This is a genomic window from Hymenobacter sp., assembly GCF_036388155.1.
Classification (GTDB): Bacteria; Bacteroidota; Bacteroidia; order Cytophagales; family Hymenobacteraceae; genus Hymenobacter.
The window spans coordinates 12,731-35,213 of record NZ_DASVSI010000183.1 but is presented as its reverse complement, the minus strand read 5'-3'; the positions used below and the strand labels follow the sequence as shown (position 1 = coordinate 35,213).

Here is a 22,483-nt window from a genome sequence, read left to right as displayed (position 1 = left end):
CAGTATTCGAGGCATTGGGCGGGTCTAGTTGCGAAGTTCACGTAATCATCGCCAAAGGGTATTCCGTGAACTTTGTAAGGTGAACCGGTTTTTAAGCTTCGTATAAACCTTGCCCCAAGCTTACGGGGCATGCAAGCCCCATAAGTGGCGCTTACAGAAAAAAAGGAAAGCCTGATGTTCGCATTAGCTACTTCTCGGCAATTACCGGATGCTTTTTCGCGAAGGCCCGCAGCAGTGCTGGGAAATACGCCTCGAAATTGTTGTAGCCCGCCGCTTGCGTGTATTGGTGCTCGATTAGCGCGGCCAGCTCTCCCGAATAAATGTAGAAATCGTCGGGTGCCACTGCCTCCGCCCGCGTGAGGGTGCCGGCGCGGAGTTTCAAGACGTTCGTCACCGCTTGCGTGACGTTTTCGTTCAAGAAATTGCTCCAACTGCCGCGCGCCGCTGACCATTGCTTGGCCCGCGGGTCTTGCCGCGCGAGGTACGCCAAGCGGTTGATTTCCGGCTGGTGGCGCGCAAAGACGGGTGCCAAGTAGGTGTGGCCGAGTTCGTGCCACACCAGTTGCGCGGTTTGCGCGGTGGGGCGAAAACGAGGGGCTGTGGCGGGGTCATCTTGGCCCAACACCACTTGGCGGTAGCTAACCATCACGGTGTGTTGATTGGGCAGCGTTGTGTTGATGCCCCGCAGGTCGGACATTGCGTACGACCCGCAATTGAGCACCCCCAGCGTCAAGGCTACGGGCCGTTGGCGGGGAAGGCGGTAAAACCGGTCGAGGGTTTCCAACAGGCGTTGCTGCCGCAGGCCCGCCTCGAACTCCCGTACCCACGCCGCGTGCTGTGGCGCGTGGGCCTGGAAGAAGGCCACGAAGTGCGCGTCGCGGGCAAATTGTAAGCACTGGCGGAAATACGCTTGCACTTCCGCCAGGGGCATTTCCTGCTCGTACCCGTCCATGTGCTCGGGGCGCATGGTAGCGAGTTTCAGGTCGGGGAAACCGTAAAAGGCCCAACTCAGGCGTACCGGGTAGTCGCAACTGATGGCGCGCGACAAGCGCTGGGCGGCAAGCACGGCCGGGTGGCGCCGGTGCGGAGCGAAGAAACGAACGACTTCCGCGTTGTAAGTGGACTCAGCCACTTGCGCAGTGTCGGACAGCAGGTGAATGATTTGCAGCAATTCCGTGCCGGGATGCACCAGGACGCGCACCGCAGCCGTCGATTGCGCCCGGCTCGGCAGCCAGGCAAGGAAACAGAGGAGGAAGGGGGCGGCAAACCGACAGAAACGCATGAGTAGAGAGGAACGAGGTAGCAGCGAGGGAAACCGAGCGAGACGCTTTTATTTAAACGTTGGTTTAAGCACGTTCTGATGTGTTCTTGACCTTGCTGTACAACCGTCAATACACGCAACGCCACTTACCTGCCGGCTAGCTGCTGCCTAAGCATCGTGAGCAGCGACTGGGCGGCATACTCCACGTTTAGCGCCCGGCCGCGGTCCAGCACGTATTCGCGGCTGATGGTCTGGGTGGCGTCGGCGTAAGCCAAGCAGACGGTGCCCACTTTCTTGGCTTCGGTGGCGCCGCCGGGCCCGGCAATGCCGCTGGTGGCGATGGCAATGTCCACGCCCAGGCGTTGGCGGGCACCTTCGGCCATTTCACGCACGGTGGCCTCGCTCACGGCACCGTATTGGGCCAGGGTTTCAGCTTTTACGCTTAACTCGGCCTGCTTGATGTCGTTGTGATAAGCCACGATGCTGCCCCGGAAGTAGGCCGAGCTGCCCGGCACGCTGGTAAGGCGATGCGCCACCAGGCCGCCCGTGCAGCTTTCCGCGGTGCCAATGGTCTGGTTTTTGGCGGCCAGCAACTTGCCAATGGCAGCTTCTAGGGTGGTTTCTTCTTCCGCGAAAATGTATTCGCCGATGCGCTCCCGCAGGGCGGGCAGCAGGGCCAGCATGCGGCCGCGCAAATCGGGTTGGCCGTCGTCGGTGCCGGTGAGGCGCAGGCGAACGGCGCCGAAACTGGGCAAGTAAGCCAGCTTGACGTTGGCGGGCAAGGCATCTTCCCAATCGGCAATTTTTTCGGCCAGGAATGACTCGCCCAAGCCGGCCGTCATCACCACCACGTGTTCGATGGGCGAGAGGTGAAACTGGGTTTGCAGGCGGGGCAGCACGTGGTCGGTCATGAGCCGCTTCATTTCGAAGGGCACGCCGGGCATGCTCACGAACACCGTGCCCTGGTCGAGAAACCACATGCCCGGGGCCGTGCCCACGGCGTTGTGTAGCACTTCGCAATTGGCCGGCACCAGCGCTTGATGGCGGTTCACGTCGAGCATGGGCCGCTGGAAACGCTTGAAGATTTCTTCGACGTGGCGCAGCGTGGGTTCGTGCATCACCAGCTCGCTGCCGAAGTAGCGCGCCAGCACGTGTTTGGTCAGGTCGTCCTTGGTGGGGCCCAGCCCCCCGGTTATGAGCACCACCTGGGCGCGTTGCCGGGCTTGGTCCAGCGCCGCCACAATTTCGTCGGCGCGGTCCGACACCGACGAAATCTGGCGCACCCGCAGGCCGATTTTGCCAAGCTCCTGGCCCATGAAAGCTGAATTGGTGTCGATGACTTGCCCGTACAGCAGTTCGTCACCGATGGTCATGATTTCGACATCGGGCGGGGCAAGGGTGGCGGGGGTGGAAGCTGAAGCAGACGAAAGCGGGGCCGTGGCGGGCATAACGGAAAGGAAAAAATAGGTTTGGCCGCAAAATTGTCTTCAATTTGCGGAAGCGACGGTCCAAGGACAGCCACAGGGGCCATCCGGTTTTCCCGTTGTTTCATTTTCCACATGCTTATACGCATTGCCAGCTCTTTGCTGGTAGTTGGTCTTCTAGCCACGGCGGCACCCACCGCCCACGCCCAAACTACCGCCGCCCAAAAAGCCGCTGCCGCCAAGAAAGCGGCCGCTACCAAAGCCGCTGCCACCAAGGCCGCCGCGGCTAAAGCGGCCGCCGCCAAAACCGCTGCTGCCAACGCTGCTGCAGCCAAAGCAGCGGCCGACAAAGCCGCAGCGGCCACGCCCCCGCCCGCGCCGTTGACGGAAGCCCAAGCCAGCGCTGGCATCAAAGAAGCCCTCAATAAGGGCATTGTGAAGGCGGTAGAATTCGCCTCGGAGCCCGACGGCTTCAATACCAACGACGACATTCGCATTCCTTTTCCGGAGGATGCCATCCTGATGAAAACTACGCTGAGTAAGCTGCCGGGCATGAACACGCTCATCGGCACCTTCGAAACCCAGCTCAATCGCGCCGCCGAAGCCGCCGCGCCCAAAGCCAAAGACATTTTCCTGAACGCCTTGGCCAACATCAGCATCACCGACGCGCTGACGCTGGTAACCAGCGGCTCGACCGACGCAGCCACGCAGTTCCTGCGCAAGTCCACCGAAGCGCAACTCATCGCCGCGTTCCGCCCCGACATCAGCGCGGCCATCGACCAAGTGGGTGCCGGCAAAGCCTACGCTAAGATGACCAGCCAGTACAACCGCATTCCGCTGATGACGCCGGTGCAAACGGACCTGACCGCCTACACCACCCAGAAAGCCGTGGACGGCCTGTTTACCCTGCTGGCCAACGAGGAAAGTAAAATCCGGAAGAACCCCGCCGCGCGTACCACCGACATCCTGAAGCAGGTGTTTGGGCGTAAATAATTCGCTAGGCTAACCCCACAAAAAAGCCTCGCCGGAGTATTTTGGCGAGGCTTTTTTGTGGGGTTACTTGTTAGTTATTGGTTGTTAGTTGTCAGGGTTGATACAAGGGTCAAGGTTGCTAGACGAACAACGGACAACTAACAACCAATCTTCTTGGAGCAGTTCCTTAATAGTCGTCGCTAATAGTCGTCGCTGTCGAAGCTGCTGCCGCGGCGGCTGCCCCGGCCGCTGCTGTAGCCTTCGTCTTCCTCGTCGTCATCGTCGAGGCCCAGGTCATCTTCGTCATCGTCCAGGCTGGTGAAGCCGCCGCGGTCGGCGTTTTCGGCGCGCTCGGCTTCCACAAACTCTTCTTCTGTCATGTTGGCCAGGTCGAGGGCTTCGTCGTGCGACGAGCCCGTGTCCGTCCACATTAGGTAGTCAGCGTATTTGGCCGATAGGCGGTCCTCCGAGTTGCCCAGGGCAGCAGCGCCGCCCTGGGCAGCATAAGAGTCCAGGGTGTCATCGTCGTCTAAAAGGTCGTCGTCGAGCAAGTCGTCGTCCAGGTCGTTGGGGTCTTTCATGGCCGGGGCGGGGGTAAAGGTGAAGTGAAAAAAGCAGCTTTAGCTGGCCGCGAAGATACGCGGGTCACGCATTTTCGGTTGAGTTGAGGGCAGCGTTTGTGAAAGAAAAATGTAAGCTCAAGCGTCGCAATGCGGTTTTTGTGAATCCAAACGAGCCGGCTACAGCTTCGCTGGCCGGTAGCGAATCACAACGTTTTGTTGGGTGCTTCGCTTGTAAAGGCGCACTTGTTTTTGCTGCGCGCCCAGCAGGTATTGGTCCAGTGGAATTGCCTTTTCCCCGTGCCGCTGGTACTCGCGCTGGTCGTAGAGCTGGGCCAGGTACGGCTTTCCCCGTTGCGCCTGGGGAACAGCTGCAATCACCGGCACGCGCCCGTCGTAAGTGCCCAGCCAAGCCGGCCGGCCCTGCTGCATGGCCGTGGGCGGGTGCACCAGTTGCAGGTCTACGTAGCCCCGGTTGCTGCCCCAGGTCATTGGCTGGCGGCCATCGGAAGTGAGGGCAAGTGGCGCGGCACCGGGAACCCCCGCCGGACGGGCCAGCTCAAGGGTCTGGTCGACGGTGAACGGGTTCAGGCCGCCCAGTTCCCGCAGGTAGGTGGCCAGCCGCTTCACCCCGTCGCGCTCTTTCTCGAGCAGGTGGTCGTAGCCCACCAAGGCCACGATTTTAGCCGACGGGTTCTGCTTAAACGCAGCTAAAACGTTCACGGCCTGTACGGAGTCACGGTAATTTATCCGTTTCACCATGTCGGCAAATTCCTTTTCTTGGGCCGCTCGGATTTCGTGGCCGAATATGTGGTAGCCAGTGGCGCTAGCCAGGCGCAGCAACTGGCCCATATGTAGGCTCGCGCGTGTAAAAGCCCGACGCCGAGAGCGGGTAGCCGCGCGAGTAGATAGCCGTGTCGGTCGGTGCCAGGGCCTCTACCGCGAATTGCCGGTAGCCAAGCGGGGCAAGCCGTTGAAGCAAGCCGGCGCAGTAGGCGCGGTGCGCGGGGTGGTCGTGGGCTTCGTTGATGATAACGACGGACGTTGCCCGCGCGCCGGCCAAGAGCAGCGAGTCGGCGTTGGCCAACACATAAGCCGTGGTCGGGGGCGGAACGGGAGCATACGGGGCTCCTTGGCCGATGAACGAGTAATACGTTGAGAGCACCTGCTCGTAGGCGTCTGGGTCGAATGCGGCTTTATTGGCTAACAGGGCCTGCACCGGCGCCACGTAGTTTATGCGGCCCGCAGCGTCGGTAAAGTGTTGGTCCGTCAGCCGAAACGGACTCTGCCTCGGCGCCTGCGCGGTTCCACAGTAAGGCAGAGCCGCCAACACACCGGCCACAAGGCAACGCAATCGAGAAGAAGCAGGAAAAGGCATGAGCGCGACGTTAGCGTAATCAACGGCGCAAATAAAGCACGCCTAGCGCGACTGACCCGCCTGATAATCAGTTACGACCAGCTGCTCGTCGCAGAAGGCGTACTCCGCCGGCACGTTGGAGCTGAGCAGCAGGGTGCGGCCGGCGCGCGTGGCGGCTACGTGCTCCTGGTACCAGGCCACGCCGGTGGCGTCCAAATTGGTGGTGGGCTCGTCGAGCAGCAGCAAGGGGGCGTCGGCGTACAGGGCCAGGGCCAGTTTCAGGCGTTGTTTCATGCCCGAAGAAAACTCGCGCACCAGTTGGTGACGCGCTCGTTCCAGGTACATCACCTCAATTAGCTGGTCGAGGGAAGTGCCCGGCCGCAGCGGCTTGAACTGCGTGTGAAACCGCAGCATTTCCAGCAGGGTCAACTCTTCCAGCAGTTCCAGGTAGGGGGCCGCATACGCCAAATGCTGGGGAATAGCTTCCACCGACACTGCCCGGCCGGCCAGGGTATAAGTCAGGGTGCCTTCAGTGGGCAGCAGCTGGCCCGAGATGGTGTTCAGCAGGGTACTTTTGCCGGCGCCGTTGGGGCCCAGGATGGCCGTGGCGCTGCCGGGCCGGAAACCGTGGGTCAGGCCCCGGAAAATCCAGTCGCGTTGGAAGCGCTTGCCCAGGCCGGTGGCGTCAATCTGCAAGGTGCTTGCGGGTTACTCGGCTTCGGCTTCTTCGGCGCTGCGGTCGCGCTTGGGGCCCTTGATGATGCCGCGCGTGGCGGCGCGCACAAACTCCACGGCCTGGTCGCGCTCCACCGAGGGCACAATCTCGGCTTCGATGCGCGCGAGGGCGTCCTGGGTGTTCATGCCGCCCAAAAACAACAGGCGGTAGAGGTTGTGCAGGTTGGTCACCTGCTCTTCGCTGAAGCCGCGGCGCCGCAGGCCCACGGAGTTCACGCCGGCGTAGCTCAGCGGCTCGCGGGCGGCTTTCACGAACGGCGGCACGTCTTTGCGCACCAGCGAGCCGCCGCCCAAAAAGGCGTGCGCCCCGATGCTCACAAACTGATGGATGGCCGAAGTGCCCCCCAAAATGGCCCAGTCGCCCACCGTCACGTGGCCGGCAATCTGCACCGAGTTCGAAATCACGCAGTGGTGGCCAATGACGCAATCGTGGGCCACGTGCACGTAGGCTTGCAGCAGGCAGTGGCTGCCCACTACGGTGCGGCCCCGGTCCACGGTGCCGCGGTTCACGGTTACGCATTCGCGCAGCACCGTGTAGTCGCCGATTTCGGCCGTGGTGTGCTCGCCGGCAAACTTGAGGTCCTGCGGCACGGCGCTCACCACCGCGCCCGGAAACACCTGGCAATGCTGCCCGATGCGGGCCCCGTTCATGATGGTCACGTTGGGCCCAATCCAGCTGCCTTCCCCAATTTCCACATCGGCCGCGATGGTCGTAAACGGTTCAACGGTTACGCCCGGCGCAAGGCGAGCAGCAGGGTGAATATGAGCAAGGGGAGAAAGCATTCTTCTTTCAGAAAATTATGAATTATGAACTATAAATTATGAATTGAAAAGAGGCCTTGTTTGAATTGTTGAGGCCATTTATAATTCATAATTCATAATTTATAATTGGTCTTTAGGTGTCTTTGCGAACAATGGCGGCGCTCATTTCGGCGTCCATCACCACTTTGCCATTCACAAAGGCCTGGCCGCGCATTTTGGCGATGCCGCGCTTGATGGGGGCCAGCAGCTGGCAGTGGAACAAGATGGTGTCGCCGGGCAGCACCTTCTTGCGAAAACGACAATTTTCAATGCCCAGGAAGTACTGCCAGTAGTTTTCCGGGTCGGGCACGGTGTTCATCACCAGAATGCCGCCGGTTTGGGCCATGGCCTCTACCTGCAGCACGCCGGGCATCACCGGGTTGCCGGGAAAGTGGCCCTGGAAGAACGGCTCGTTCATGGTCACGTTCTTCACCGAGGTCACCATTTGGTCGTCGAGGTGAATGATTTTGTCAATCAGCAGGAAGGGGTAGCGGTGGGGCAGCACCTGCATGATGCGGTTGATGTCCATCACCGGCTCGCGGGTGGTGTCGTACACCGGCACGGGGTTGCTGCGCGCTTCGAGCATTTTCTTTTTGATGCGCTTGGCGAAGGCCACGTTGGCGGCGTGGCCGGGGCGGGCGGCCAGAATCTGGCCTTTCAGCGGGCGGCCCACCAGGGCCAGGTCGCCCACGAGGTCGAGCAGCTTGTGGCGGGCGGGCTCGTTTTTGTGGCGCAGGTCCACGTTGTTGAGGATGCCCTCTTTCTTGACAGACACGCGGGGCTTGCCCAGCATTTTGGCCAGGTCGTTGAGTTCGTCATCCGTCACCACGCGGTCAACCACTACGATGGCATTGCTCAGGTCGCCGCCGCGAATCAGGTTGTTTTTGTAGAGCATTTCCAGCTCGTGCAAAAAGCAAAAGGTGCGCGACGAGGCTATTTCCGCCCCAAATTGGCCAATGTCGGCCAGGGTGGCGTGCTGCGAGCCCAGCACCGGCGAGTTGTAGTCCACCATCACCGTGAGGCGGTAGTCGGTGAGGGGCAGGGCGGCAATTTCCACGCCGCGGGCGTTGTCGACGTAGCGGATGCTCTCCGGAATCTCGTAGTAGTTGCGCAGGGCGTTTTGCTCGGCCAAGCCCACGGTTTCCAGGGCCTTAATGAACTCGGCCGACGAGCCATCCATGATGGGCGGCTCCGGGCCGGAGAGCTGAATCAGCACGTTGTCGAGCTGCATGCCCACCAGAGCGGCCAGGGTGTGCTCCACGGTGTTCACGCGGGCCCCGTTTTGCTCGATGGTGGTGCCGCGGCTTAGGTCCACCACGTTGTCCACGTCGGCATCCACGATGGGCTGCCCGGGCAAATCCACCCGCTGGAACTTGTAGCCGTGGCCCACCGGGGCGGGGCAAAACGTCATGGTGGCTTCCACGCCGGTGTGCAGTCCGATGCCGCGCACCGTCACGGGTGCCTGTATGGTGTGTTGCTTGTCGTTCATCTTGTTGGTTGTCAGTTGCTAGTTGTCAGTTATCAGGACGAAAAGCTACCATGAGCTAACAACTGACAACTAGCAACTGACAACTAAGAGGCTGCAAAGCTAGGGCTTTTCCGTCGTGCTTTTCGCCTTCTCTAGCTGCTCGACGCGCTGCTCGAGTTCGGGAAGACGGCGAAATACGATTTGAGCGCGCTGGTTTTGCTTGAAGTCGAAGGCCGTGGAACCCTGTAGAATCAAGCCTTCTTGCTTCACGTTCTTGCCCACGCCCGACTGCGCCGTGACGGTCGTCCGGTTGGCCAGCGTGACGTGACCCGCCATGCCCACCTGGCCCGCCAGCACGCAGTGGTCGCCAATTTTGGCCGAGCCCGCAATGCCGGTTTGCGAGGCAATGACCGTGTGCTTGCCGATTTCCACGTTGTGGGCGAGCTGCACGAGGTTGTCAATCTTGCTACCGGTGCGGATGATGGTGGAACCCAGCGTGGCGCAGTCTACGGTGGCGTTGGCCCCGATGCTCACGTAGTCTTCCAGCACCACGTTCCCGATTTGCGGAATGGCTTTGTAGGTGCCGTCGGGCTGCGGAGCGAAGCCGAAGCCGTCGGACCCCACCACGGCGCCCGCTTTCACCACGCAAAACTGGCCAATCACGGTGTCGGGATAAATTTTGGCGCCGGCGTGGATGATGCTGCCCGCCCCGATGGTCACCCGGTCGCCGATGTAGGCGTACGGGAAAATCAGCACGTTTTCGCCCAGCTTGCAGTTCTCGCCGATGTAGGAAAAAGCCCCGCGGTAATGACCAGGCCCGATTTCGGAAGTTTCGCCCATGAACGACGGCTGCTCCACGCCGCGCTTGCCGGTGCGGGTGGCCTGGGCATAAAACTCGAGCAGCTGGCTGAACGCGGAGTAGGGATTCTCGACCCGGATGAGGGCCGGTTTGATGGCTTGGCGCAGCTCTTGGGAGCGGCCCACGATGACGGCCGACGCGCCGGTTTCGTACAAAAACGTTTCGTATTTATTGTTGGCCAGGAACGTAAGAGAGCCGGCCTGGGCTTCTTCAATTTTAGCCAAGCTGGAGATGCGCTGGTTCGCGTCGCCTTCCACGGTGCCGCCGAGAACCTCGGCAATTTGCTGAACGGTAAATTCCATAATGGGCAAAATTAGTTGTCAGTTGTTGGTTGTCAGTTGTCAGATAGCCGAGCAAAGGCACAAGCACATCCCTGACAACTGACAACCAACAACTGACAACTAAACTATTTCCTTGGGGTAGCAGATGTAAAATTTTTCGACCCGCTTGCTCAGGGCTCGGATGTTGGGCAGGTCGGAAGCTTCCATTACGTTCACCACGTCGCCTTTTTTGGTGAGAATTTCGATGGGCTCCTGGCTTTCGGCGTTGTAGGCGCTGTTGCTCAGGCGGCCCGAAATCATTAGCAAGGCAGCTTCTTCGGGCGGCAGGCCAAATTTCTCTTCAATCAACTCGCGGATGCCCAGGCGAAATTCTTCGTCGAAGGCCTCGGGGGCCAGCACGATTTTCAGCAGGTTGCGGTGCAGAATGCTCTTGGCGAGGTAGCTCAGCACCTTATCCGGGTGCCCAGCCCAGGCCTTGATGGCCGACCAAATGTCATAGTCGTCGAGTTCCACGAAGTGGTTGAGGATTTTCTCGTCCTTCTCAAACTCCTCCAGGCTCACGGCGCGGCCCAGGAAATAGCTCAGGCAGGTATTGGCCGGCACTTCCACGCCGCGCCGGGCCAGGTCGCGGGCGCGCTGCACCACCCGAATGACCATTTGCTCGGCGCTGGTCACGGTTTTGTGGAGGTACACCTGCCAGTACATCAGGCGGCGGCTCACGAGGAAGTTTTCGACCGAGTACACGGCTTTTTCTTCCAGCACCAGCCGCTCGTCGTGCACGCGCAGCATTTTGATGAGGCGGTCGGCGCCGGGGCGGCCTTCTTCCACGCCGGTGTAGAAGGAGTCGCGGTTGAGGTAGTCGAGGCGGTCCATGTCGAGCTGGCTGCTCACCAGCTGATGGAAAAACGGCCGGCCGTAGCTGCCGTCGAACATGGCAATGGCCAGGCTCAGCTTTCCGTGGAACTCCGCGTTCAGCCGCTGCATGAGGAACAGGGAGAGCTGCTCGTGGGGCACGTCCTGGAAAATGGCGGTTTCCAGGGCGTGGGAGAGGGGGCCGTGGCCCACGTCGTGCAGCAGAATGGCGGCCAGCGCGGCTTCGCCTTCGGCGGCCGAAATCTTCACGCCCTTGTCTTTGAGGGTGCGCAGGGCCAGGCTCATGAGGTGCATGGCGCCCAGCGCGTGGTGAAAGCGCGTGTGCAGCGCCCCCGGGTACACAAACCCCGTCAGGCCCAGCTGCTGGATGCGCCGCAGCCGCTGAAAGTAGCGGTGCTCGATGAGGTCAAACAGAAACTCGGTGGGGATGGTGACGAACCCGTAGACGGGGTCGTTGAAAATTTTCTTTTTATTCAAGGGACTTGGGGTCTTGGGGACTTAGGGTCTTGGTTGGTGCGGTGCTAACTTTTTGATGATACGCGGAAAGCATTCGCCGCAGTCGTTGAATATCGCCTAGTAACTGTTCGGCCGAAGCCGGTTCCAGAAAGTTCAAACCTTGCGCGACCAGCGTTTCGGATTCCAACTCGCTGGCTGAGCCCATGGCAATGACGATGAACCGCAATAGTCCTGGGCGAGAGTTTCGGCCGCAGCCCTCGGCAATGTTGTGCGGAACAGAGTTGGCGGCCCGTCGCATTTGGCTGGTTAGGCCAAATAATTCGTCGCGCGGAAAACTTCGGGTCAGCTGATAGACTTGAAGGGTAAGCGCGTAGCCTTCCTGCCAGATTCTTAGCTTCCGAAAATCAAACATGGCAGCGAAGGAGCACGGTAGGAACGGACGTCGGTAAAAACTAAAGGCAACATTTGTTGCTGCGACCCGTCAATGACTGAGCGCGAAGCTACGGCCTCTAATTAGGTTGAGCTCAACAATTCACTAAGGACTTTGGCCGTTATCCATAAACCAAGCCCCAAAGTCCCCAAGACCCTAAGCACCCACTATGCAACAAACCACGATTCTTTGGGCCGACGACGAAATCGACCTGCTCAAGCCGCACTTACTGTTTCTGAAGGAAAAAGGCTACGACGTAACGCCCGTAAACAGCGGCGCCGATGCCATCGAGGAAATTCAGGAAAAGAGCTACGACCTGGTGTTTCTCGACGAAAACATGCCCGGCCTCACCGGCCTGGAAACCCTTAGCGAAATCAAAGCCATTCGGCCCACTGTGCCCGTGGTAATGATTACGAAGAGCGAGGAGGAGCACATCATGGAGTCGGCCATCGGGGCCAAAATCGCCGACTACCTCATTAAGCCCGTCAACCCCAGCCAGATTCTGCTATCGGTAAAAAAGGTGCTGGACAACAAGCGCCTCATTAGCGAAGCCACCAACTCGGGCTACCAACGCGACTTCCGCCAGCTGGGCATGCAGCTTTCCGACCGCCTTTCGCCCGCTGAGTGGGCCGAGGTGTACAAGAAGCTGGTGTATTGGGAGCTGGAAATCAACGAGACCGAGGGCAAAAGCATGGCCGAAGTCTTCAACATGCAGAAGGACGAGGCGAATACCTACTTCGGCCGTTTCATCACGGAGAGCTACGAGGACTGGGTGAACGGCGACGATAAGGACGCGCCGCTTATGTCCCACCAGCTGTTCAAGGAGCGGGTGTTCCCCACGCTGAAGGCCACCGGCGACACGCCCGTGTACTTTGTGCTGATTGATAACCTGCGCTACGACCAGTGGAAGGTGCTGGAGCCCATCATCACCGAAATGTTCACCGTGGACAGCGAGGAGATGTATTACGCTATTCTGCCGACCACCACGGCTTACGCCCGCAACTCCATTTTCTCGGGCATGATGCCCGGCGACATTCAGAAGAAATACCCCAACCTGTGGGTGACCGACGACGACGACGAGGGTAAAAACCTGCACGAGGCCGAGTTCATGGAAATCAATTTCCAGAAGAACAACCAGAAGGTAAAGCACAGCTACCACAAGGTAACCAACCTGCAAGCCGGCAAGGACCTGTTGGGCAAGATGAGCAACCTGCACAACAACTACAAGTGCAACGTCATCGTGTACAACTTCGTGGACATGCTCTCGCACGCCCGCACCGACATGGCCATGATTCGCGAGCTGGCGGCCGATGAGTCGGCTTACCGCAGCATCACCCGCTCGTGGTTCCTGCACTCGCCGCTGTATGAGATGATGCAGCAGATTGCCGAGAAAAAAGGCAAGCTCATCATCACCACCGACCACGGCACCATCCGCTGCAAGCGCCCCTACAAGATTGTGGGCGACCGCAACACCAACACCAACCTGCGCTACAAGCACGGCAAAAACCTTGGCTTCGACGACTCGCGCGACGTGTACGTGGTGCGCAAACCGGAAAGCATTTTCCTGCCCCGCGAAAACGTGAGCACGGCGTATGTCTTCACCATCGGCGACTACTTCTTTGCCTACCCGAACAACTACAATTACTACGTGAACTACTACAAGGACACGTTCCAGCACGGCGGCATCTCGCTGGAGGAATGTATCATTCCGTATGTGACGCTTACGGCGAAGGGGTAATATTTGCTGATAACAAAAAGGCCCGCTCAATTGAGCGGGCCTTTTTGTTATCAGCTGAGGTTAATTACTTCTTTGTGATGATTACAACTCCATTTGTTGCTCCAGTTCCAAGCTTACGAAACTCCGAGCCGTACAGTCGCTTTAACATTCCTTGCTTTTCAAGCTCTTCGAACAAAAATAGCATTTCTCTAAAAGGGCTCACGAAATGGACTGCCAAATGCTGATATTTTTTAGTGGTTGCAAGAAATTTATAGAAAAAATAAGGGTCAAGATTTTCAAGAAAATTATCGTTCCCAAGCGAAACTTCAAGTTCTTGATTTGTGACTATGTTGACAAATAAACAATGTTCGCCATGTACGTCAAAATACCAGTTACCTGATAAAGCTGCTTCTCGGTTTAGAATTTCGCTGTTTTGAATGCAATCGTAATTTCCTGCTTCAATTTCTGCAAGTTCTGGCTGGCTAGTCTCTAATAATACTTTGTTGATGAGATGCCGCGCAAGAACTGCGCGCTCATCCATAGCAGTCAGAATGTCTGATATTACGCTTTGTGCAAACGACATGAAGCTTCATTATAAATAAAGAATAAAACAGGGCTTGACCAGTTGTTATTAGGTATGGATAGGCTTACTTCACCTTATCCAGCGCAGCTTTCAACCGCGGCAGCGCCGCTTGGATTGACTCCACCGTCTCGGCGCCTACTGAAGCGCGGAACCACGGCTCCGTAGCAGGCGTGCCGAAGGCGCTGAAAGGTACCAGGGCCAGCTTTGCCTCCGAAATGAGGTAGGAGGTGAGCTCGGCGGTGGTTTTTAGTAGGGTGCCGTCGGGGGTGCTGCGACCCAGCACGTCGATTTTGATGGTGAGGTAAATAGCGCCGGCCGGAGCTACGGCGTCCACGGGGTAGCCTTGGCTTTGCAGCTCTTTCAGGCCGTTGAAAAGGCCACCCAACGAACTATCAAGTCGCGTTTTCATGCTGGCCAGGAACTCGTCCACGGCCGCGGTTTCGGGCAGGAAATGGGCCGTGGCTACTTGCTCGGCCTTGGGGGCCCAGGCGCCCACGTGGCCCAGAATGGACTTCATCTTGTCGATGATGGCGGTGGGGCCGAAGCTGTAGCCCACGCGCACGCCGGTGGCGGCGAAGCATTTCGAAATGCCGTCGATGTAGATGACGTAGTCGCGCAGCTCGGGGCGCAGGGTCACCGGGTCGTGGTGCTCGGTGTTGCCGAAGGTGAGCAGCCAGTAAATCTGGTCGTAGAGCACGTACAGCGGCTTTTCGTCGGGGCCGCGGCGCTTGTTTTCGGCCAGCACCAGGTCGCAGATTTCCTCCAGGCCGGCTTTGGTAAACACCGTGCCGGTAGGGTTCAGCGGGGAGCACAGCGCCAGCAGGGTGGCGCCGGCCACGTGCGGCGCCAAATCAGCCGCCGTGGGCATGAAGTTATTTTCGGCGCTGGTGGGCACGGCCACGGGCGTGGCGCTGGTGAGGTGGCAGTAGTGGTTGTTATTCCACGATGGCAACGGAAAAATCACCCGGTCGCCCGGGTCAACAAGGGCACGGTAGGTGGCGTAGATGAGCGGACGCGAGCCGCCGGCAATGAGAATGTCGTTGGGGCCGTATTCCAGGCCTTGGCGAGTTTTCAGGAAGTTGTAAACGGCATCGCGCAACTCGCCCATGCCGGCTGCGGGCGGGTAGTTGGTCTGCCCAGCCTGGTAGGCCTGCGTGATGCCGGCGTTCAGCTCGGCGGGAATCGGGAAAATTTTGGGGTCGAAATCGCCAATGGTCAGGTTGCAGATGCTGGCGCCCTGGCGCACTTGCTCGCTTACTTGGTTGCCAATTCGAATGATTTCGGAGCCGCTCAGGCCGGCCGCCATCTGAGATACTTGCATGGGAAGAAACGGTGGTTGAATTGCCGTCACGGCCCGCGAAGTTATCCCAACGCTGCCAAACAACCCCCAGAATTATCCCGCGCGGCGCTTCTCGTCTTCCGCACCCCCGGAACGGCGGCGCGTGGGCGCCACTTTCTGGTTGCCGAAGCGGTAGGTGAAAGCCAGCGTGGCCACCCGCGAATCAAACCGCTGGTAGAACCGCTCCTGGTAGTTGTTGTAGGTCGACGTGGCGCGGGTTTTCTGGGTGTAGAGGATGTCGGTGAAGTTCAGTTTGAAATTGCCCTTCTTGTCCCACACGCTCTTGGAAATGCCGGCCGTGAGCTGGCCCTGGGGGCGCAGGTCGAAGAACCCATAAATCTGACGCGACTGGTAAGTGCCGGTCAAATCGGCCCCCCAGCCGTGGCCCAGGGTGAAGGTGCTGTTGGACGTGAGGTTGAAGGCGGGCGCGCCTTTGTCGAGGGCAGTGCCGGCCAGGTCGCCGATGAAGCGGGCGTAGTACGCCACGGCGTTGTTGTTGGTGCTCCACCACTTGGCGGGTTCCAGCTGGGCGCTCAGCGTGAGGGTGTAGGTGTCCTGGCGGGTCAGGTTCACGTCGCGGGCCACCACAAAATTGCCGGGGCCGGGGACGGGCTGCACCGCATTGATGATGGGGTTGTCGGTTATCGACCAGGCCAGCTCCGTGGTGTATTTCTGCTTGAACGTGTGGCTCAGCTCCAGGTTGTAGCTGGTTTGGGGAAGCAAGCTGGGGTTGCCGGAGCCGTAGGTGGTGGCGTCGATGTAGACGCGGAAGGGGTTGAGCTGGTTGTAGGTGGGCCGGTCGATGCGCCGGCTCAGCGACAGCGACACCTCGTGCTTGTCGGTGAGGGTGCGCTTGTAGGCGGCGCTGGGAAATAGCTGGAAGTAGTGGCGCGGCGGGAAGGGCTCGCCGCCCACTTCCTGGCGGCCGGTGGCGTTGGTTTGCTCCCCGCGCAGGCCCGCCGTAAACGAGCCCTTGGGCAGCGTTTGCGAGTAGGTGACGTAGCCGGCATTCACGTTTTCATTGTACTTGAAGCGGTTGCTTTGGTTCGCGTCGACGGTGGTCTGGTCGTTCTCGGTGAGCAAGAACAGGACGTTGTTATCGGAGCTCACCACGCTGGTCTTCAGGCCGGCTTCGAGTTTGGCGAGCTTGGAAAGAGGATGCACGTAGTCCGCCTTCAGCGACTGAATGGTGAGCTCGCCCCGCTGGTCGCCGTCGCGAATGTTTGTGCTCTGCGCCGGGAAATCAAACGTGGTGGTGAGGGTTTGCAGGCGGGTGCTGCTGTAGCGGGCGAAGTCGGCGTCGGCGGTCAGCTCGCGGGCGCCCAGCGAGTCCTCGAAGGTGTGCTTGAAGTTGAGGTTGGCGGCGAAGTTGGGGAAGCGCACGGCGCGCTTGTTGATGGCCCGGTAGCTGCGCAGGAGGGAGTTGTTGGCGTCGGCCTGGGAGGCCACGTTGGTGCCGTCTTGCGGCACGCGCACGCCCTGGCCGTTTACCGACGCCCCCAGCGTGCTGCGTTCCGTCAGGCTGTAATCGAGCCCTGCTTTATACGTGTGCGCAAAGCTGCGCGACTTAATAAAGTTGTCCTGGTCGCTGCGGCCCACCACGCGCCCGCCTTCCAAAAAGTCGCGGTGAATGGTCAGGGCCTGGAAATTTTCGCGGTCGGCGTAGCCATAGTTGCCGAACACGTTGGTTTTGCCCCGCCGATTGTTCAGCGTCAGGTTGGTGTTGTACTTGTTGTAGCGGCCCCGCCCGAAGCTGGCAAGCAGGCTGCCATTGGTGCCCTGGCGCTGGTCTTTCTTGAGGTTGATGGCGATGATGCCCGCGCCGCCCTGCGCGTCGTACTTGGCCGGCGGGTTGGTGATGAGTTCGATGCTCTTGAGCAGGTCGGCCGGCAGGTTGCGCAGGTAATCAGATAGTTCGGTGCCCGTCATGGCCACGCGCTTGCCGTCGATGACGACCAGCACCCCCGAGCGGCCCTTCAAGCTTAAGGCATCGCCCGAGCCCACGGTCACGCCGGGGGAGCGGGTCAGCACGTCCAGCGTGGTGGAGCCCGCCGAGAGGGGGCTGTCTTCCACGTTCACCACCGTGCGGTCGGCCTGGCGCTCAAACAGCGGCTTGCGCGCCGTCACGGTCACTTCTTTGAGCGCCGTGGCCTGGCTGGCCCGCAAGCAATGGCCGGCAACGCCAGCCCTTCGGCCAGCAGCTCAAACGGCGCACTCCAGTAGCGCTCGAAACCCACCTGGGCCGCCGAAACCCGGTAGCGGGCGCCCGCCGGGGCGTCCAGCTGGAAGTGCCCTTGCGCGTCGCTGAATTCCGACTTCACCACCGCCGAATCGGCGGCGCGATGCAAGGTGATGGTGGCAAACTCCACGGCCGCGCCGGCGGCCGTGGCCACTGTGCCGGTTACGCTGCTGCGCGATTGCGCTAGCGCCGGGCCAGCGCTGGCCAGCAGCAAAACGAGTAGGAATAAAGGAAAAGTAAAACAACGCAGAGAAAAGGTGCAGAGCATAAGTCAATGGGCTAATATGGCCCAAGGACTATGCTGTTTTTCTACGGTTGCACCCCAGCAGCTGACTTTTACTGCCCATTAGCGCGCCGCAGCTCGTCCTCGGCGCCAGCACTGCGTTTGCGGGCGGCAGCCACCTTGCTGTTGCCAAAGCGGTAGGTGAAGGCCACCGTGGCCACCCGCGTGTCCTGCCGGCGGTAGAAGGTTTCGGCGAAATTGTTGAAGGTGGTGGTGGAGGTAACGGGCGTGGTGTAGAAGATGTCCGACACGTTGAGCCGCAAGGTGCCCTGCTTGTTCCACAGGCTTTTTTGCAGGCCCACCGACACTTGCCCGCGCTGGCTGTTCGTTTCGAAAAAGTACCTCTCTCGCGATTCGTACACGCCATTCAGGTCGGCTCCCCAGCCGTGGGGCAGGGTGAAGCTGTTGTTCGCGGACAGGTTGAACGCCGCTTGGTCGCGGTCGAGCACCGTGCTAGCCAATTCCCCTTTAAAGCGAGAATAATAGAACACGCCGTTGGCGTAAAGCGTCCACCACTTGGCGAGTTCAAGGGGGGCAGTCAGGGTAAGGGAGTAGTTATGCTGGGTGCTGAGGTTCACGTCGCGGTTGACCACGAGCCGGCCGCCGTCAGGCGAAAGCTGCACCACCGTCACAATGGGCTTGTCGGTTTGAGCGTAGGCCAGCGACGTGCTGAATTTCTGGCGGAAGGTATGCGTCAGGTCAACATTGTAGCTGGTCTGCGCCACCAAGTCAGGGTTACCCGAGCGGTACGAAGTGGCGTCGAAGTAATTGCGTATGGGGTTTACCTGCACGTAGCTCGGCCGGTCTATTCGCCGCGCCACCGACAGGCCCAGCGTGTGCTGCGCACTCAGCGTGCGTTGCAGAATGAGGCTGGGAAACAACTGGGTGTAGTTGCGCTTGCGGGCATTTTCACCCAACGGCTGCGCCGAGGTATTCGTCTGCTCGGCCCGCAGGCCGGCCCGATAGGTAGTTTTAGGACTCGCGCCGCGCAGGCTGACGTAAGCGGCGTTTACGTTTTCGTTGTACTGAAAATTGGTGGAAATATTGGGCAAGGTGGTGGTAATGCCGTTCGCCGTGTTCACAAACAGCACGTTGTTGTCCGACGACACTCGGGTCATCTTAACGCCGGTCTCCAGGCGCGCCCGGTGGGGCAGAGGCTGGCTGAAATCCACCTTCACGGCTTGAATGGTCAGGTCGCTGCTCTGGTCGCCGCTAAACAAATTGGTGGGGGCGGAAGGCTCTGCGAAAAAGGTGTAGAGGTCCAGCAAGCGGGTGGTTTTGTAGCGCGCATAGTCGGCATCGGCCGTGAGGGTGCGGGCCGTGGCCGAATCAGCAAAAGCGTGGCGCAGGTTCACGTTGGCGCTCCCACTGGGCTGCGGCACGTCCTGGGTAATAACCGAGTTGAAGCGGGTGGTGAGCTCTCTGTTTGGCCCAAATAAGCGGGTCGTATTATCGGTATCGATGTAGGTCTGGCTGGTCAAGCCACTCACCGATACGCCCACCAAGGTGCGCTGCGAGAGCGTCACATCGAGCCCCAGCTTGCCAGTGTGCGACCGCAGGTCCGACACCCGGTCGGTGAAGAGCTCGCTACTGCCCGCGGGCAAGAGCGGCGAGGCCGCGTACTGCCGCTCAAAATCCAAGCGAAGGAAGTTCAATCGGTTGGTGTAAGCGTAGGTGCCGTACAAGTTGGTGCGTTTGTGGCGGTGGTTCAGCGAAGCGCCGGTCGTAAACTTGCCGTACTCCCCCCGGCCATAGCTGGCGTTGACACTGCCGTTAGTGCCTTGGCGCTCGTCTTTTTTGAGGTTGATGGCGATAACGCCCGCGCCGCCCTGGGCATCAAACTGCGCCGGCGGGTTGGTGATGAGCTCGATGCTTTGCAGCTGCTCGGCGGGCAGGGAGCGGAGGTAGTCGGCCAAGTCGGTGCCCGTGAGCGGGGTGCGTTTGCCGTCGATGACCACCAGCACCGCCGTCCGGCCTTTCAAGGCGATGTTATTGTTGGCATACACTATCACGCCCGGCGAGCGGGCCAGCACGTCCAGGGCCGTGGCACCGGCCGACAGCGAATTGTAGGCAACGTTCACCACCGTGCGGTCGGCTTGTCGTTCGAACAGGGGCTTGCGCGAAGTGACCGTCACTTCATTGAGAGCCGTGGCGCGGCTGGCCGCGAGCCTGATGGCCGGCAACGCCACATCCGAAGCCACCAGCTCAAATGGCGCGCTCCAGTAGTGCTCGAAGCCCACTTGCATCACCGAAACCACGTAGCGGGCCGGCGCGCCTTCCAGCCGAAAAGCCCCAGCCGCGTCGCTGAACTCCGACTTCACCACCACCGAGTCGGCGGCCCGGTGCAGCGTGACGGTGGCAAGCTCCACGGCGGTGCCGGTGGGGCTGCTCACGTTGCCGGTTGCCGCCGGGCGGCCTTGGCCCCAAACCAGCAGCGGGGAGGTTACCAAGCACAACAAGCGTAACGACGCAAAAAGCCAAGACACGATTCCTGACGTAACCGGGGTAGAGATGAGCATGTAGTAGAAGCAGGGTAGAAAGAAGGCGGCTCCTAAAAACTAAGCCGGCCGCGCAGACTACTGTGGCGCTAAAAAAAGGCCATTACCTCTCTTTAACTGACCACTTTAGACTTCGCGGCACCTGTAAAGGTGAGGGATTACCACCTATAATCCAAGAAAAGCCGTCTGCGTGTGCCCGCGCAGGGGTAATTTTGCCAGATGCAGCCACTCACCATCACTGTTTCTTCCCTCGAAGACTTGCCCGCGGCCGCCGCGCAAGTGCAGGCCGCCATTGCCGAAGCGGAGTGCTCGGTAGTGGCCTTTGAGGGCGAGATGGGCGCCGGCAAAACCACCCTGATTCGGACCCTTGCCGCGGGCCTGGGCGTGACCGACGACGTGAGCAGCCCGACTTTCGCGCTCGTGAACGAGTACCGCGACGGTCGCGACCGGCCCGTGTATCACTTTGATTTTTACCGCGTTGATTCCGTGGACGAAGCCGAGCGTATCGGAGCCTCGGAGTACCTCGATTCTGGGTATCTTTGTTTGGTGGAATGGCCCGCCCGCGTGGCTGCTTTATTGCCGGAGCCCCGGCTTGAAGTTCGCATCGAAGTGTTGGGTCTCGAAGTACGACAGATTCAATTAAAAATTATAAATTAAGAATTAAAAATTGTATTCCACGGATTGAGAAGTAGTGCCTTGTGCTCCTCTTGAATTCTCGATTTATAGTTTTTAATTACCATCCAATGGCCGAACAGCTACCCTCCGGTTTTGAGTCTCTGGCCACGAGCCGCGCCTACTTCACGCAGGAATCGATGCTGGCCGTGGAAACGCGCAAGCGCAAACTCTTCATCGGCCTGCCCCGCGAAACCTCATTGCAGGAAAACCGCATTGGCCTCACGCCGGAGGCCGTGCAGCACCTCGTCAACGAAGGCCACGAAGTGGTGATTGAGGCCGGCGCCGGCGAGCCCAGCAAATACGCCGACCACGCCTACTCCGAAGCCGGGGCCCAGATTGCCTATTCGGCGGAGGAAGTGTTCAAAGCCGACGTACTGCTGAAAGTGGCGCCGCCTACGCTGGACGAAATTGAGTTGCTGCACCCCAACCAGACCCTGATTTCGGCCCTGCAAATGGGCTCGATGACCCAGGACTATATCTCGGCGCTGGCCCGTAAGAAAATCAACGCCATCGGCTTCGAGCTGATGAAGGACCCCAGCGGCGCCCGCCCCGTGGTGCGCGCCATGAGCGAAATCGCGGGCTCCACCGTCATGTTGATTGCGGCCGAATACCTGGCCCGCTCCAACGAAGGCAAGGGCATCATTCTCGGGGGCATCACGGGCGTGCCGCCCTCGCAGGTCGTTATTCTGGGGGCCGGCACCGTGGCCGAATACACCGCCCGCGCCGCCACCGGCCTGGGCGCCGAGGTGAAGGTGTTCGACAACCACCTCTACAAGCTGCGCCGCCTGAAGCACAACCTGGGCATGCAGCTCTACACCAGCACCCTGGACACCTTCGCCCTCAGCCAGCAAATTCGGCGTGCCGACGTGGTTATCGGCGCCCTGTCAGTCGAAGACGGCCGCATTCCCTTCATGGTGCCCGAAGAAATGGTGGCGAGCATGTCGCCCGGCTCGGTTATCATCGACGTGAGCATCGACCAGGGCGGCTGCTTTGAAACCAGCGAAATGACCAGCCACAGCAAGCCCATCTTCCGCAAATACGACGTGGTGCACTACTGCGTGCCCAACATCGCCTCGCGCGTGCCCCGCACCGCCACCAACGCGCTGAGTAACATTTTCACGCCCATCCTCCAAGAAATCAGCCAGCACGGCGGCATCAACGAAGTGCTGTTCACGAACGAGCATTTCCGCAGCGGCGTCTACATCTACCGCGGCTCGCTGACCAATGCGATGATTGCCAAGAAATTCAACCTGCGGTATAAGGAGCTGGGGTTGCTGATTGCCGTTCGGAATTAAGAAGTAAGCACCTGACAGAATATTTCACCAAGCTTTATAAACGCAAAACGCGGCTTCTCAATCGAGAAGCCGCGTTTTGCGTTTTGGCGGTGGTACTTCTACCGCGCCTTGCGTCGGTCCCGCAGCTTTTTCAAGCCGAAGGCCACGCCGCTGGCCAGCAGGAGGGAAGCACCCCCGTCGATGGGCACGGCCGTGGGGTCAACAGGCGGGTTGGTGGGGGTGGGGCCGCCGGTGCCGGGCTGTGCGAGGGCCGTGGCGGTGGTTATGAGCAGGAACACGGCGGTTCCAAAGAAAGCGCTTAGGAAAGTATGTTTTTTCATCTGAATGAGGCTTAAGGAAAGTTTGACGGGCAAGGAGCGGTTGTAACCCCGGCCGAA

The 22,483-nt window shown here is 59.9% G+C and carries 21 protein-coding genes; 4 read left to right on the top strand and 17 right to left on the bottom strand.

Translation table 11 applies throughout. The features are described 5' to 3' along the window. Positions 1-187: 187 nt before the first annotated feature. Both VF629_RS25580 and VF629_RS25575 read right to left on the bottom strand, forming a co-directional pair. A complete protein-coding gene (locus VF629_RS25580) occupies positions 188-1,282 on the bottom strand; it encodes a DUF4932 domain-containing protein (RefSeq protein WP_331061360.1) in 1,095 nt (364 codons plus the stop codon). Positions 1,283-1,407: 125 nt separating this feature from the next. Then, positions 1,408-2,709, bottom strand: a complete 1,302-nt coding sequence (locus tag VF629_RS25575; protein WP_331061359.1) for a competence/damage-inducible protein A — start codon at positions 2,707-2,709, stop codon at positions 1,408-1,410. Positions 2,710-2,820: 111 nt separating this feature from the next. On the opposite strand from VF629_RS25575, the gene VF629_RS25570 reads away from it, so the two are divergent. Continuing rightward, positions 2,821-3,678: a DUF4197 domain-containing protein gene (locus VF629_RS25570; protein WP_331061358.1), complete on the top strand. Its 858-nt coding sequence runs from the start codon at positions 2,821-2,823 to the stop codon at positions 3,676-3,678. A gap of 179 nt (positions 3,679-3,857) precedes the next feature. On the opposite strand, the gene VF629_RS25565 is transcribed toward VF629_RS25570, so the two are convergent. The 9 genes from VF629_RS25565 to VF629_RS25525 all read right to left on the bottom strand — a co-directional run bounded on the left by VF629_RS25565 (position 3,858) and on the right by VF629_RS25525 (position 11,459). Next, positions 3,858-4,238 carry a hypothetical protein gene (locus tag VF629_RS25565; protein WP_331061357.1) on the bottom strand — a complete coding sequence of 127 codons (381 nt, stop codon included), beginning with the start codon at positions 4,236-4,238 and terminating at the stop codon, positions 3,858-3,860. A gap of 159 nt (positions 4,239-4,397) precedes the next feature. Beyond that, a complete protein-coding gene (locus VF629_RS25560) occupies positions 4,398-5,069 on the bottom strand; it encodes a hypothetical protein (RefSeq protein WP_331061356.1) in 672 nt (223 codons plus the stop codon). Beyond that, positions 5,044-5,436: a hypothetical protein gene (locus tag VF629_RS25555; protein ID WP_331061355.1), complete on the bottom strand. Its 393-nt coding sequence runs from the start codon at positions 5,434-5,436 to the stop codon at positions 5,044-5,046. The genes VF629_RS25560 and VF629_RS25555 overlap by 26 nt, the downstream gene beginning before the upstream one ends. Before the next feature lie 201 nt (positions 5,437-5,637). Beyond that, positions 5,638-6,270: an ABC transporter ATP-binding protein gene (locus VF629_RS25550; protein ID WP_331061354.1), complete on the bottom strand. Its 633-nt coding sequence runs from the start codon at positions 6,268-6,270 to the stop codon at positions 5,638-5,640. A gap of 12 nt (positions 6,271-6,282) precedes the next feature. Then, complete coding sequence (lpxA, locus tag VF629_RS25545) at positions 6,283-7,092, bottom strand: acyl-ACP--UDP-N-acetylglucosamine O-acyltransferase (protein ID WP_331061353.1); 810 nt, start codon at positions 7,090-7,092, stop codon at positions 6,283-6,285. Positions 7,093-7,204: 112 nt separating this feature from the next. Then, on the bottom strand, positions 7,205-8,599 hold the full coding sequence (locus tag VF629_RS25540; RefSeq protein WP_331061352.1) for a bifunctional UDP-3-O-[3-hydroxymyristoyl] N-acetylglucosamine deacetylase/3-hydroxyacyl-ACP dehydratase: 1,395 nt from the start codon (positions 8,597-8,599) through the stop codon (positions 7,205-7,207). 99 nt (positions 8,600-8,698) lie between these two features. After that, entirely contained in the window at positions 8,699-9,739 is a 1,041-nt protein-coding gene (gene lpxD / locus VF629_RS25535; RefSeq protein WP_331061351.1) for a UDP-3-O-(3-hydroxymyristoyl)glucosamine N-acyltransferase, read from the bottom strand. Between the two features lie 99 nt (positions 9,740-9,838). Continuing rightward, a complete protein-coding gene (locus tag VF629_RS25530) occupies positions 9,839-11,068 on the bottom strand; it encodes an HD domain-containing protein (RefSeq protein ID WP_331061350.1) in 1,230 nt (409 codons plus the stop codon). Continuing rightward, a complete protein-coding gene (locus VF629_RS25525) occupies positions 11,061-11,459 on the bottom strand; it encodes a four helix bundle protein (protein WP_331061349.1) in 399 nt (132 codons plus the stop codon). The genes VF629_RS25530 and VF629_RS25525 overlap by 8 nt, the downstream gene beginning before the upstream one ends. Positions 11,460-11,646: 187 nt before the next feature. Between VF629_RS25525 and VF629_RS25520 the strand changes: the two genes are divergently transcribed. After that, positions 11,647-13,215, top strand: a complete 1,569-nt coding sequence (locus tag VF629_RS25520) for a PglZ domain-containing protein (RefSeq protein WP_331061348.1) — start codon at positions 11,647-11,649, stop codon at positions 13,213-13,215. A 64-nt stretch (positions 13,216-13,279) separates the two neighbouring features. Here VF629_RS25520 and VF629_RS25515 read toward each other — a convergent pair whose 3' ends face one another. The 5 genes from VF629_RS25515 to VF629_RS25495 all read right to left on the bottom strand — a co-directional run bounded on the left by VF629_RS25515 (position 13,280) and on the right by VF629_RS25495 (position 20,157). Then, positions 13,280-13,777: a DUF6896 domain-containing protein gene (locus VF629_RS25515; protein WP_331061347.1), complete on the bottom strand. Its 498-nt coding sequence runs from the start codon at positions 13,775-13,777 to the stop codon at positions 13,280-13,282. A gap of 64 nt (positions 13,778-13,841) precedes the next feature. Then, positions 13,842-15,098, bottom strand: coding sequence for a pyridoxal phosphate-dependent aminotransferase (locus VF629_RS25510; protein ID WP_331061346.1), 1,257 nt, complete (start codon positions 15,096-15,098; stop codon positions 13,842-13,844). Between the two features lie 72 nt (positions 15,099-15,170). Beyond that, positions 15,171-17,282 carry a TonB-dependent receptor domain-containing protein gene (locus VF629_RS25505; protein WP_331061345.1) on the bottom strand — a complete coding sequence of 704 codons (2,112 nt, stop codon included), beginning with the start codon at positions 17,280-17,282 and terminating at the stop codon, positions 15,171-15,173. Then, a complete protein-coding gene (locus VF629_RS25500) occupies positions 17,246-17,569 on the bottom strand; it encodes a carboxypeptidase-like regulatory domain-containing protein (protein WP_331061344.1) in 324 nt (107 codons plus the stop codon). The genes VF629_RS25505 and VF629_RS25500 overlap by 37 nt, the downstream gene beginning before the upstream one ends. Positions 17,570-17,691: 122 nt before the next feature. Next, a complete protein-coding gene (locus VF629_RS25495; RefSeq protein ID WP_331061343.1) occupies positions 17,692-20,157 on the bottom strand; it encodes an outer membrane beta-barrel protein in 2,466 nt (821 codons plus the stop codon). Between the two features lie 198 nt (positions 20,158-20,355). Between VF629_RS25495 and tsaE the strand changes: the two genes are divergently transcribed. Together tsaE and VF629_RS25485 are read left to right on the top strand one after the other, a co-directional pair. Then, a complete protein-coding gene (gene tsaE, locus VF629_RS25490; protein WP_331061342.1) occupies positions 20,356-20,793 on the top strand; it encodes a tRNA (adenosine(37)-N6)-threonylcarbamoyltransferase complex ATPase subunit type 1 TsaE in 438 nt (145 codons plus the stop codon). An 86-nt stretch (positions 20,794-20,879) separates the two neighbouring features. Further along, complete coding sequence (locus VF629_RS25485) at positions 20,880-22,106, top strand: alanine dehydrogenase (protein WP_331061341.1); 1,227 nt, start codon at positions 20,880-20,882, stop codon at positions 22,104-22,106. 98 nt (positions 22,107-22,204) lie between these two features. On the opposite strand, the gene VF629_RS25480 is transcribed toward VF629_RS25485, so the two are convergent. Further along, positions 22,205-22,426: a PID-CTERM protein-sorting domain-containing protein gene (locus VF629_RS25480; RefSeq protein WP_331061340.1), complete on the bottom strand. Its 222-nt coding sequence runs from the start codon at positions 22,424-22,426 to the stop codon at positions 22,205-22,207. Between the last annotated feature and the right edge of the window lie 57 nt (positions 22,427-22,483).